This is a genomic window from Streptomyces sp. AC555_RSS877, from assembly GCF_019049245.1.
GTDB lineage: Bacteria > Actinomycetota > Actinomycetes > Streptomycetales > Streptomycetaceae > Streptomyces.
This window is the reverse complement of record NZ_JAGMUK010000011.1, coordinates 19,215-31,197: the sequence shown is the minus strand read 5'-3', so window position 1 is coordinate 31,197 and position 11,983 is coordinate 19,215. Positions and strand designations below refer to the sequence as shown.

The window sequence follows — 11,983 nt, the reverse complement described above, 5'->3', positions numbered from 1 at the left end:
GCTGGGAAACCAGAGACGACATGCACGACGCCTTCCTCCAGCTCGCCCACTGCATGACCCTCGCCCGCAAGCACCCGGCTTTCTGAAAGCACCCCTTAATAGCGCAGCGTTAGGTGCATGTCGCAATTCGGCACTTCCTGGGGGAAGGCTGACGAGCTGCCTGATTCGCATTCCAGATGATCACCCGCTGCCGCTCGAACAAGATCCGGTTTGCCGCACGCGCCCTCTTGTGATGGCAGAAAGTCCGTGTTGATCCCCAGCCGCACGCCACGGGAACGTCACACATACCACTTGGCCTGCACCACGGCTTTGATCTATAGCCGGGCACGGAAAGTCCCCAGGTTGACGGCGTGACTGACCTCCAGGCGGTCGGCCAAGGCTCTGGGCCCTGTTCCATGATGCATGCACTCCCATGGCGGCCGGCGGACCTCACGGCACCCTCCTCGATCCACAACAAGCCGTCCGCTGCCTGCCCCTCCATGGAGTCGTCGAGCCGCCGAACCGCGGCGTGACCTGGACCCCGGCCCCGCCTGGAGTCGCGAGGTGCGCCCGGAGCTGGCAGCCGCCGAGCCAGAGTTCCGTACCCACTACGAACTCGTGGACTCTGATACTCACGCGTTGGACATCTGTGCTTGGGGTTGGGGGCGCCGTGCCCCTGCCGGGCGGTGAGCAGGCCCTTGCCGACGCCGTCCGGTTTCAGGTAGGTCGTCAGGGAGTTGTCCAGCGACTGCATCACCAGGCCGATGATTGTCCGCTCCGACCAGCGGCGGTTGGACAGCGAGCGCAGCACCAGCAGGGGGTGCCGTGCCCAGTTCGCCAGCCAGGCCAAGACCCGCGAGGCGCCCTCGGCGTACGGGACTTGGAGGATGGAGAGACCGCCCATCGAGTTGGAGCCCTTGCCGTAGCGGACCGGCTCGATGTGGGTGTTCTCGTCCGGGTGGATGGACGAGGTGATGGCGACGCCCCGGGTGAAGTCCACTCTCTTCTCGCCGGTGACCTTGCGGTAGCGCCGGTTGTCGGTCTGTGCGCCGACCAGCGCCTCGGAGTTGGTGCGGGTCAGCTCGCCAAGCCTGTCGGAGATGTGGGGGAGCTGACCGCCTGCCTTCATGCGGTGCAGCAGGGTCTGGGTGCCGTAGGTGCCGGCGGCGAGGACGACCTGGCGGGCCTTGAAGACCTTGCCCTCACTCCTCTTACGATCCGTGAGAAGGGTGGCGACCGCGTATCCGCCCTGCGAGTCGTCGGTGACGGACACGACCGTCGTCAGGGGGTGGACGACCGCGCCCGCCTTCTCGGCGAGGTAGAGGTAATTCTCGTTGAGCGTGTTCTTGGCACCGTGCCGGCAGCCGGTCATGCACTCGCCGCACTCGGTGCAAGCCTTGCGGGCCGGGCCCGCGCCGCCGAAGTACGGGTCGGCGACCTGCTCGCCGGGTCTTGCCTTCCCCGCACCGTCGGCGTCCTGGCCGTCGCCGAAGAACACGCCGACCGGCGCCATGTGGAAGGTGTCCCCGACGCCCATGCGTTCGGCGGCGGCCTTGAGGTGGACGTCGGAGGGGGTCATCGTCGGGTTGAGCCGTACGCCGAGCATGCGCTGTGCCTGGTCGTAGTACGGCTTCAACTCCTCTTCCCAGTCGGTGATGTCACGCCACTGCGCGTCCTCGAAGAACGGCTTCGGCGGTACGTAGTGGGTGTTGGCGTAGTTGAGCGAGCCGCCGCCGACCCGCGCGCCGGCCAGCACCATGACGTTGCCCAGCAGGTGGATGCGCTGGATGCCGTACATGCCGAGCTTGGGCGCCCAGAAGTAGTTCTTCAGGTCCCAGGAATTCCTGGGGAGGGTCGCCCGGGTGAAGCGGCGGCCGGCCTCCAGGACACCCACGCGGTAGCCCTTCTCGGTGAGGCGCAGGGCGGTCACCGAGCCGCCGAAGCCGGAGCCGACGACGATGACGTCGTAGTCGTAGGTGTCCTGGGGCACATGCTCTCCTCGTTGAGAACGGTGTTGATACCGGGGTTGGGAGCGGGTGTTTCTACTCGAAGCGGAGATTCGGAGCCGACCACGCCGGTGAGCTGTGGGCCGGGCGGTAGAGGCTGCGGCCGAGGGCTGAGGCGACCTCAGCGATTCCGTCGATCGCCGCGACTTGGCGGTCGGTGTAGGCGATGGGGGTGACGGTGGTGAAGGCGTAGCGGCCGTCGGCGTCGGTGAACAAGTGCCCGCGCAGGTTGTGCGTGGGTACTCCGTCGTCGTATTGCCCGGAGTAGTTGCCGTTGTTGGCCGCGTGGTAGATCTCCATCCTGGCGCCGGCAAGCGGGCGGCCGTGACCGTCCAGGACGCGGCCGGAGGCGATCAGCGGGGTTCCGGGCTCGTCCGGTCGCATCGGCAGGGTGCCGGGGTTGCCGATGCGCGGGGAGCCGGGGATGTAGGTGGGGCTGTCGACGTCGTCGGAGGGGGTGTAGCCGTCCCGGCCGTCCTGGAAGAGCTCGCTGTACAGCGGCATGGCCATCAGCGCCAGCGGGGCGCCGGTGACCGCCTGGATCTTCTGCAGGACGTCGGCGGCCGCGTTGAGGTCGTCGTAGGGCAGTCCCTCTTCGTCGCGGAGACGGATCAGGGCGTCCTTGAACGCCTCGACGAGGCGTACCGCGCGGGGGTTGATCAGTGCCGGGTCGACGTAGGACGGGTCGGTGATGGTGGTCATGGGGGATCTGCTCCTCGCAGGGGTGGGGGATGGTGCCGAGGGGCATGAGCCGGCCGCAGACGTGAGCGGAGCGGTGGGGCGCGGATGGACGCGTCCGTGGCCCTGTTCATGCGGCCGGTGCTGCAGGCACGCCGAGACCCTTGCGGATGGCGGGGACGACCTCGGTGGCGAGGAGTTCTATGGACGCGTGAACCATCGGGGCGGGCATGCCGCCGAAGTCCACCTGGCCGAGGTACCGGTCGAGGCCGAACAGCGCGTGCTCGGTGAGGATCTTGTCGATGATCTCCTGAGGGCTGCCGGCCACCAGTGCCCCGAACGGCCGGGGTTGGCGTCGAAGTCGGCGCGTGAGATGTGGAAGCCGCGGCCGGTGGGCGGCTTGGGGCGGACGTACTCGCGGTAATAGCGGGCATCGCTCACGCCGACCTGGGAGATCCTGGACACTGCCCCTCTCGCGGTCGAGGATCACCGAGCCCTATGGGCGGTGCTCCGGGCTCATCTGAGCGGGGTTGGGAGGGTCGATTCTCAATAGGTCCGATGTGTGGCGTGGGGTTGACGACTGGGTGATCTTTGAGGCTCGGCATGCGTCCGCGAAGGCCCTGTTTAACGGCTAGTTTTGTGCGAATCTTGTCCTATCTATAGACGCGGTCCCGGTGGTGCTCCTATAAATCCATCCGATGTCTTCTGTAGGGCGACGCGGAGCACGGCTGCCATACCGGCTCTCCGCTCCTTAACGCCCTGCTCTCCCCTCTGACACATGGAGCCGCACCATGTCCTCTGCTTACCTCAGCAGACGCTCTCTGATGAAGGCCGCCGCCCTAGCCGGAGGAGTGGCGGCCTTCGGACTGCCGCAGGCCCTGTGGCCTTCCACCGCCGAGGCGTACACCGTCCCCTCGAAGATGGACTGGTGGTACCAGGCCAGGTTCGGGATGTTCATCCACTTCGGGTCCTACTCCCAACTCGGCCGGGGTGAGTGGGCGTTCGACAGTCAGCAGTGGGGCAAGGCGGACTACCAGACCCAGGTCACCGAGAACTTCGACCCGACCGAGTTCAACGCCGCCACCATCGCCGAACTGGCTGAGAACGCTGGCATGAAGTACCTCGTGATCACCGCCAAGCACCACGAGGGCTACGCGATGTGGGACTCCGACGTCCCCGGCTTCACCGACAGCACGGGCACCAAGCTGTACAACCTGCACGACTTCAACGGCCTCCAGACCGACCCGCTCATGGACCTGAAGACCGAGTGCGAGAGCCGTGGCATCAAGTTCTGCCTGTACTACTCGATACTCGACTGGAACCACCCTTCGCAGACGGACCGTCACGAGGGCGGTCTCACGACGATGTCCTCGCAGGCTGCCCGCACCGCCTACATCGCCGACATGAAGGCGCAGCTTCAGGAACTGCTGGACCGCTACGACCCCGCCCTGCTCTGGTTCGACGGCGACTGGTTCGACGAGCCGTCCAGTCCCACTCTGGAGGACTGGTGGCTGTCATCGGACGGCGTCGACCTCTACGACTGGCTGATCGCCCGCAAGCCCGAACTCATCGTGAACGAACGGGTCAAGCGGGACCACGGCCTCGGCGACTACGCGGTCGCGGAGTTCTCGATACCCAGCGAGCCGATGAACCGTCCCTGGGAGCGGTGCGCCACCATGAACGGCGCCTGGGGTTACGACACTTCGAAGGAGAACTCCTACCGTTCTGTGAAGGACATCGTTCAAGAGCTCGTCACGGTCGTCTCCCGGGACGGCAATCTCCTGTTGAACATCGGCCCCAAGGGCGACGGCTCGGTCACCGGGGGAACCCAGACCGTCCTCAACGGCCTGGCCTCCTGGATGTCGACGTACAGCGACAGCATTCACGGCACCAGCGGCAGCCCGTTCGCCACCGAACCCGCATGGGGGAAGGTCACCAAGAAGAACGGCAAACTCTTCGCTCATGTCTTCACCTGGCCCACTAACGGCCAGCTGAGGATCCCGGCGATCGACAACACGATCAGCCGCGTCTATCTGATGAACAACCCCTCGGTCTCGCTCCCGTACACCGTCACCGACCAGATCAACGTGACCGTGCCGGCCACCGCGCCGGACGCCAACGACTCCGTGGTGTGCGTCGAGGTCCAGGGCATGCCCGTGAGGGTCTCCGCGACGGTGTTCCAGAACGTGAACTACCAAGGTGCCCGCGCCGTCCTGCCGCTCGGCAGCTACACCTCCTCCCAGCTGTCCGCCGCCGGCGTGGGGCCCGCCACGACCTCCTCCATCCTGGTGCCCGACGGCTATCAGGTGACGGGGTACTCCAGCGACAACTTCACCGGGACCGCCTGGACGTTCACCTCGAACACCGCCGACCTTCGGGTGACCGGCAACAACGACGTCATCCGTTCGATGAAGGTGACGTTCAACCCGGCCAGGTACCTCCGCCTGACCAACGTCGCGAACAACCTGGCACTGGACAGCGGCGGCAATGTCGCCAGCGGCTCGAACCTGAAGCAGTGGGAGGCGATAAACCACGCCAATCTCCAATGGCAGGCCATCGAACTCGGCAACGGCTACTACAGGCTCGTGAACCGAACCAACGGCATGGTCGCCGACGGCTGGGGCTCTACCAGCAACGGTGCCCCGGCCCGGCAGAAGGCATGGGACGGCAGCAACAACCAACAGTGGCTGATCACCCACCGCGGCCAAGGCCAGTACTCGATCGCCAACCGCAGCACGGGGCTGGTCCTCGACGGCGGCGGCATGGTGGCCGCAGGGGCCGTGACCAAGCAGTGGACGTGGCAGCAGAGCACCAACCTGCTCTGGAGGTTCAGGACAGTCGCCTGACCGGCGCCACCCCGGTGGCACGCCTGAAGTCTTCGTCAGCGGGCCCCTACGAGCCGGTAGGCGCCCGTCGGCGGGCCGCTACGCGTCCTCGATCACGACGATGTCCAGGATCCGTGGCCCGTGCACGCCTTCCACGCGGTCCAGTTCGATGTCGCTGGTGGCCGAGGGGCCGGAGATGAGCGTCAGCGGCCGGTACGGGTCCAGGAGGCTCAGCGCCTCGGGCACGTCGGGGACAATCTGGCTCGCCCGGACCACGCAGATGTGCTGGTCGGGCAGCAAGGTCAGGGCCCTTCGCCCCTGGCCGGGGCCGTGGTCGAGGGTCACGGTGCCGGTGACTGCGATGGCGGTGGCAACGATGGTGATCACGGCGTCCGCCGCATCGAGTTGCTCCACCGTCAGCGCCGGGATGTCCTCCAGCCGCGACCAGGGCCCGTCGGGGACAAGGTCGTCGGGGAGGCCCGGCGGCAGGACCACGGACCGCGCTCCGGTGCGTGCCAGCGCGCGCCCGGCGGCGGCCGCGGCACCGACCGCCGGCACACGGACCACCGTGGCGCGGTACTCGGCGGCGCGCTCGGTGAACAGCGCGACGATCTCCGGCCCCGCATGGTCGGCACGACGACCGTGCGGGACCGCTGCGTCGTCGGGGCTCTCGGAGCCGGGTACATCTCCCACAGCTGTCCTCACCGCGCTGAGGACTGTCTCACGGTCGCTCATCGTGGTCCCTTCCCTTCCGCCGTCCTTCGGCTCTCATCTCGGGTCGTCGTCTTCGTACGGCGCCACCAGGCGCGCAGCGATTCCCGGGCCGGCGCGGGCGCGTCCCGAGTGGCGGACCAGCGGGCGAACGGACCCGGCAGGAAGCCGATCCGGCCGTCGCGGGCCACCACGCGGGCCCCGAGGGCGGCCAGCCTCTGGGCGGCTGCCAGACGTTTGGGGGAGGAGAGCACCGCCGCCGCGGCCTTCATGGCCAGCGCCTCGGTGGTGGGCAGCAGCCGGTCGCGGCGCTTGGCTTCCACGGCCTCGGCGCGCAAATGGACCAGCACCTCGGGGATGTTGATTTTCACGGGGCAGGCGTCATAGCAGGCGCCGCACAGGGTCGAGGCGAAGGGCAGCGAGGCGGCGTTCTCGATGCCGACGAGCTGTGGGGTGAGGACGGCGCCGATCGGCCCGGGGTAGACGGAGCCGTAGGCGTGGCCGCCGGTGCGCTCGTACACCGGGCAGACGTTCAGGCAGGCCGAGCAGCGGATGCAGTTCAGCGCCTGGCGGCCCACCTCGTCGGCCAGGGTCGCGGTACGGCCGTTGTCGAGGAGCACCAGGTGGAAGTCCTGGGGCCCGTCGCCCTCGGTGACACCGGTCCACAGGGAGGTGTACGGGTTCATGCGCTCGCCCGTGGAGGAGCGGGGCAGGAGCTGGAGGAAGACGTCCAGGTCGGCGAAGGACGGCAGGACCTTCTCGATGCCCATGACCGTGATCAGGGTCTCCGGAAGGGTCAGGCACATGCGTCCGTTGCCCTCCGACTCCACGACCGCGATGGTGCCGGTGTCGGCGGCGGCGAAGTTGGCGCCGGAGACGGCGACCTTGGCGCGGAGGAACTTCTCCCGCAGATGGAGCCGGGCCGCTTCGGCCAGGTCGCGCGGGTCGTCGGTGAGTCCCTCGGGGGCCGCTCTGCCCCACTCGCCCATCTCCCTTCGGAAGATCTCGCGGATCTCGGAGCGGCCCCGGTGGATGGCCGGTACGAGGATGTGTGAGGGGCGGTCGCCGCCCAACTGCACGATGAGTTCGGCGAGATCGGTCTCATAGGCGCGGATGCCGGCTTCGGCGAGCGCCTCGTTGAGGCCGATCTCCTGGGTCGTCATCGACTTGACCTTGACGACTTCACTCTCGCCGGTCGCCTTCACCAGATACGTGACGATGCGGTTGGCCTCGGCGGCGTCCGCCGCCCAGTGGACCGTGCCGCCGGCGGCGGTCACCGCTTTCTCCAGGCGTAGGAGATGGTGGTCGAGGTGGCGCAGGGTGTGGCGTTTGACCGCCGCGGCCGTCTCCCGCAGGTCCTCCCAGTCCTCCAGTTCGGCGGCGACGGCCAGCCGTTTGTCGCGGATGGTGCCGGTCGCCCGGCGCAGGTTCGCCCGCATCCGGGTGTCGGCGAGCGCGGTGCGCGCCGCCTCGGGGAAGGCCGGTGTGCCCAGCCATACGACGTTGTCGGCACGGCTCACCGTGCGTCCCCTTCCGTGGAGGCCAATATCTCGGCCAGGTGCAGCGTCCCGACGCCCGTGCGGAGCCGGGACAGGCCGCCGCCGATGTGCGTCAGGCAGGAGTTGTCGCCCGCGCACAGGTATTCGGCGCCGGTGTTCAGGACATGGCGCATCTTGTCGGCCAGCATGGCGTTGGAGACGTCCGCGTTCTTCAGCGCGAAGGTGCCGCCGAAGCCGCAGCAGGAGTCGGCGGCGGGTAGTTCGACGAGGTCGATGCCCTTCACCGCGCGCAGCAGTCTGATCGGCCGCTCGCCGACGCGCAGCATGCGCAGTGAGTGGCAGGTCGGGTGGTAGGTGACCCGGTGCGGGAAGTACGCGCCGACGTCGGTGACACCGAGGACGTCGACAAGCAGTTCCGACAGTTCGTACACCGTCGGCACCACCCGCTCGACCGCCTCGGTGAGGCCGTCGTCCCCGTACCGGGCGGCCACGGCACGGTGGTGGTCGCGCACCATGCCCGCGCAGGAGCCGGAAGGGGTGACCACGGCGTCGTAGCCCGCGAAGACCTCCGCGAAGCGGCGCACCATGGGCAGGGTCTCGGGACGGTAGCCGGTGTTGAAGTGCATCTGGCCGCAGCAGGTCTGGCCCTGCGGGAACTCGACGGTGTGACCGAGGCGTTCCAGCAGTGCGGTCACCGCCCGGCCGGTGCTCGGGAACATGGTGTCGTTGAAACAGGTGATGAAGAGAGCTATGCGCATGGGGTTTCCTGGTGCGGGCCCGGGGATCCGGTCACGGTCAGGCCGTAGGTCCGCGCGGCGGTGCCGGTGAAGACCTGGTGGCGCTCTGCGGGGTCGAGCCGGGCCGTCAACTTGCCGGCGATGGCGACCACTTCGGCGTAGTCGGCGGCGATCCGGCAGACGGGCCAGTCGGAGCCGAACATCAGCCGATCGGGACCGAAGGCGTCCAGGACGGTGTCGGCGTACGGCTTGAAGTCCTCAGTGGTCCAACAGCCTCGGCCGACTTCGGTAACCAGGCCGGAGAGTTTGCAGACGGTGTTGGGGAGGGCGGCGAACCACCGGGTCTCCCCGGCCCAGGGTTCGAGGGCGCCGGACGCGATGGGCGGCTTGCCGAGGTGGTCGAGGACGAACGTGAGGGCGACCCTCATCACGGCTCCTTCGACGTGGCTACGGGGACGGGGGTGCCCGGGCTCAGCAGCTCTTCGGCGCGCAACTCCTCCCATACGGCGTCCGGGATCGGGCGTCGCGACTGCTCCACGGTGTCGCGTACCTCTTCGGGGGTACGGGCGCCGGTCAGCACGCTCGCGACCGCCGGGTGGCCGAAGGGGAAACGCAGGGCGGCGGCGCGCAGGGGGACACGGTGGCGTTCCGTCACCGCCAACAGGCGCAGAGCGCGGTCGAGCACCGGCCGGGGCGCCGGGGCGTAGTCGTACGTGGCGCCGGGGCGCGGGTCGGTGAGCAGCCCGGAGTTGAAGACGCCGCCGATGACCACGCTCCGGCCGCGAGCGGCGGCTTCCGGCAGTACTTCGGCGAGGCCGTCCTGGTCCAGCAGGGTGTAGCGGCCGGCCAGCAGCACCACGTCGATGTCGGTCTCTCGCAGGAAGCGGGCGGGCAGCGCGGACTGGTTCATCCCTACCCCGATCGCCCCGATCACGCCTTCTGCGCGCAGCCGCTCCAGCGCCGGGTACGCCTCGCGCAGAGCCTGCTCGGCGTGGTCGTCGGGGTCGTGCAGCAGAGCGATGTCGACCCGGTCGAGGCCGAGGCGCTCCAGGCTCGCCTCGAGGGAGCGCAGCACCCCGTCGGCGGTGAAGTCCCAGACGCGACGGTGGGTGGCCGGTACGGCGAAGCCGTGGGCGAGGTCGTCGCCGAAGCCGCCTTCCGGGTTCGGCGCGAGCAGTCTGCCCACCTTGGTGGAGACGGTGTACGCGTCCCGGGGGCGGCCGCGCAGCGCGGCGCCCAGCCGTCGCTCCGACAGGCCGAGTCCGTAGTGGGGTGCGGTGTCGAAGGTGCGGATGCCGGCGTCCCAGGCCGCCTCCACGGTGGCGAGGGCGGACTCGTCGGTGACCGGGTGGTAGAGGTTGCCCATGCCCGCGCACCCCAGCGCCAGTTGCGTGACCCCGACCGTGCTGCCGCCGAGCGTCGTGGTCCTCACGACCGGGCCGCCGGGCGCAGTCGCAGCCCCTGCAGGCCGCCGTCCACCGCGAGTGCGGTGCCGGTGACGGACGCCGCGGCGGGGCTCGCGAGGTAGACGATGGCGGCGGCCACCTCGTCCGCGGTCACCAGACGGCCCATGGGCTGGCGAGCGTCGAGCGCGGCGCGCTCGGCCTCGGGGTCGTCCGCGGCGTCGAGCAGCCGTGTCACCCAGGGAGTGTCGGCGGTGCCGGGGTTGACGCAGTTGACGCGGATGCCCTCGCGGACGTGGTCGGCGGCCATGGCCAGGGTCAACGACAGCACGGCGCCCTTGCTGGCGGAGTACAGGGCACGCTGCGGCAGTCCCGCGGTGGCCGCTATGGAGCACGTGTTGACGACCGACGCGTGCGCGGACCGCCGCAGGTGGGGGAGGGCGGCCCGGGTGGTGCGCACGACACCCATGACGTTGACGTCCAGGACGCGGTGCCACTGCTCGTCGGGGTTGTCCTCCACAGTGCCCTGGGCGCCGATCCCGGCGTTGTTGACGAGGATGTCCACACGGCCGAGCCCGGTGGCGGCGGCTTCCACGGCGGCGCTTACCGAGGCGTCGTCGCTGACATCGGCCTTGAGGGCGAGGAGCGGACGCGGCACTGCGGAGGGGTCGAGGTCGAGCACGGCCACCGTCGCTCCCCGCTCGACCAGCATCAGCGTGGTGGCCAGCCCGATGCCGGACGCACCTCCGGTGATGACGGCCCTGAGTCCTGACAGATCGGTCATGCCGCGTCCTCCTGTCCGGAGAGTCTGGAGAGTCCGGCGCGGTCGGCGACCCAGAACGTTCCGTCGGGGTAGCGGTACTCGGCGATGGACTCCGCCCGCATGGTCGCGGAGAAGCCGGGCGCGGGCGGTGCGGTGTAGTGGCCGTCGCGGATCACCACGGGGGTGGTGAAGTGCTGGTGCAGGTGATCGACGTACTCGATGACCCGGTTCTCGGTGGTGCCGGACAGCGCCAGGTAGTCGAACATCGACAGGTGCTGCACCAACTCGCACAGCCCCACTCCGCCGGCGTGGGGGCACACCGGCACCCCGAACTTCGCGGCGAGCAGCAGGATGGCCAGGTTCTCATTGACCCCGCCGACCCGGGCAGCGTCGATCTGGAGGACGTCGATGGCGCCGGCCTGGAGAAGCTGCTTGAAGACGACACGGTTCTGCACGTGCTCACCCGTGGCGACCTTCACCGGGGCGACCGCCCGACGTACGGAGGCGTGTCCGAGGATGTCGTCGGGGCTGGTCGGCTCCTCGATCCAGTACGGATCGAACTCGGCGAGCGCGTTCGTCCAGTCGATCGCCTCGTCCACGTTCCACCGCTGGTTCGCGTCGATGGCGATGCGGATCCCGTCGCCGACGGCGGCCCGGGCCGTGCGCAGCCGGCGGATGTCGTCTGCCAGGTCGGCGCCGACCTTGAGCTTGATCTGGGTGAAGCCGTCGGCGACGGCCTGCTTGGCCAGCCGGGTGAGCTTGTCGTCGGAGTAGCCGAGCCAGCCCGGGGAGGTGGTGTAACCGGGATAGCCACGCTCCCGCAGGGTCGCCTCGCGCTCGGCGAGGCCGGTCCGGCCCTCGCGCAGGAGCGTGAGGGCCTCCTCGGGGGTGAGGGCGTCGGCGATGTAGCGGAAGTCGATCTGGGAGACCAGCCACTCCGGGGTGGCGTGGGCGAGCAGCTGCCACAGCGGCTTGCCCTCCCGCTTGGCCACCAGGTCCCACACGGCGTTCACCACGGCGCCGATCGCCATGTGCATCACGCCCTTCTCAGGGCCGAGCCAGCGCAGTTGGCTGTCGCCGATCAGGTCCCGGCTGAGCGACCCGGGGTCTGCGCACAGCTCCGCCACGGAACGCCCCACCACGTGGGGCCGCAGTGCGTTGATCGCGGCGACCTGGACGTCGTTGCCGCGTCCGATGGTGAAGGTGAAGCCATGGCCTTCGAGCCCGTCGCCGGCGTCGGTGCGCAGCACCACGTAGGCGGCGGAGTAGTCGGGGTCCGGGTTCATCGCGTCCGAGCCGTCCAGTTCCCGTGAGGTCGGGAAGCGGACGTCGTAGGTGTCGACCGCGGTGATCCGGGCGGGGGTTGCAGTCAAGGAAGTGCC

General features: G+C 69.1%; 11 protein-coding genes. 1 reads left to right on the top strand and 10 read right to left on the bottom strand.

Translation table 11 applies throughout. The features are described from left to right. Window positions 1-109: 109 nt before the first annotated feature. From KUM49_RS05345 to KUM49_RS05335, 3 genes are all read right to left on the bottom strand, one after another. Window positions 110-1,969 carry a GMC family oxidoreductase gene (locus tag KUM49_RS05345; RefSeq protein WP_308406552.1) on the bottom strand — a complete coding sequence of 620 codons (1,860 nt, stop codon included), beginning with the start codon at window positions 1,967-1,969 and terminating at the stop codon, window positions 110-112. A 52-nt stretch (window positions 1,970-2,021) separates the two neighbouring features. After that, on the bottom strand, window positions 2,022-2,687 hold the full coding sequence (locus tag KUM49_RS05340) for a hypothetical protein (RefSeq protein ID WP_217235524.1): 666 nt from the start codon (window positions 2,685-2,687) through the stop codon (window positions 2,022-2,024). Window positions 2,688-2,793: 106 nt separating this feature from the next. Further along, window positions 2,794-2,991, bottom strand: coding sequence for a hypothetical protein (locus KUM49_RS05335; RefSeq protein WP_217235523.1), 198 nt, complete (start codon window positions 2,989-2,991; stop codon window positions 2,794-2,796). Between the two features lie 463 nt (window positions 2,992-3,454). On the opposite strand from KUM49_RS05335, the gene KUM49_RS05330 reads away from it, so the two are divergent. Next, window positions 3,455-5,509 (top strand): alpha-L-fucosidase, encoded by a 2,055-nt coding sequence (locus KUM49_RS05330; protein WP_217235522.1) that lies wholly within the window; start codon window positions 3,455-3,457, stop codon window positions 5,507-5,509. Between the two features lie 78 nt (window positions 5,510-5,587). Here KUM49_RS05330 and KUM49_RS05325 read toward each other — a convergent pair whose 3' ends face one another. Genes KUM49_RS05325 through KUM49_RS05295 form a run of 7 tightly spaced genes read right to left on the bottom strand, consistent with a single transcriptional unit; the run spans window position 5,588 to window position 11,974 of the window. Next, on the bottom strand, window positions 5,588-6,181 hold the full coding sequence (locus tag KUM49_RS05325; protein WP_308406551.1) for an LUD domain-containing protein: 594 nt from the start codon (window positions 6,179-6,181) through the stop codon (window positions 5,588-5,590). 38 nt (window positions 6,182-6,219) lie between these two features. Beyond that, complete coding sequence (locus KUM49_RS05320; protein ID WP_217235520.1) at window positions 6,220-7,719, bottom strand: LutB/LldF family L-lactate oxidation iron-sulfur protein; 1,500 nt, start codon at window positions 7,717-7,719, stop codon at window positions 6,220-6,222. Continuing rightward, window positions 7,716-8,456: a (Fe-S)-binding protein gene (locus tag KUM49_RS05315; protein WP_217235519.1), complete on the bottom strand. Its 741-nt coding sequence runs from the start codon at window positions 8,454-8,456 to the stop codon at window positions 7,716-7,718. Before KUM49_RS05315 ends, KUM49_RS05320 begins: the two co-directional genes overlap by 4 nt. After that, a complete protein-coding gene (locus KUM49_RS05310; protein WP_374200130.1) occupies window positions 8,447-8,863 on the bottom strand; it encodes an amidohydrolase in 417 nt (138 codons plus the stop codon). The genes KUM49_RS05315 and KUM49_RS05310 overlap by 10 nt, the downstream gene beginning before the upstream one ends. Then, a complete protein-coding gene (locus KUM49_RS05305) occupies window positions 8,863-9,867 on the bottom strand; it encodes an aldo/keto reductase (protein ID WP_217235517.1) in 1,005 nt (334 codons plus the stop codon). Before KUM49_RS05305 ends, KUM49_RS05310 begins: the two co-directional genes overlap by 1 nt. Continuing rightward, a complete protein-coding gene (locus KUM49_RS05300) occupies window positions 9,864-10,622 on the bottom strand; it encodes an SDR family NAD(P)-dependent oxidoreductase (protein ID WP_217235516.1) in 759 nt (252 codons plus the stop codon). Before KUM49_RS05300 ends, KUM49_RS05305 begins: the two co-directional genes overlap by 4 nt. Further along, window positions 10,619-11,974 carry an L-fuconate dehydratase gene (locus tag KUM49_RS05295; protein ID WP_217235515.1) on the bottom strand — a complete coding sequence of 452 codons (1,356 nt, stop codon included), beginning with the start codon at window positions 11,972-11,974 and terminating at the stop codon, window positions 10,619-10,621. Before KUM49_RS05295 ends, KUM49_RS05300 begins: the two co-directional genes overlap by 4 nt. Between the last annotated feature and the right edge of the window lie 9 nt (window positions 11,975-11,983).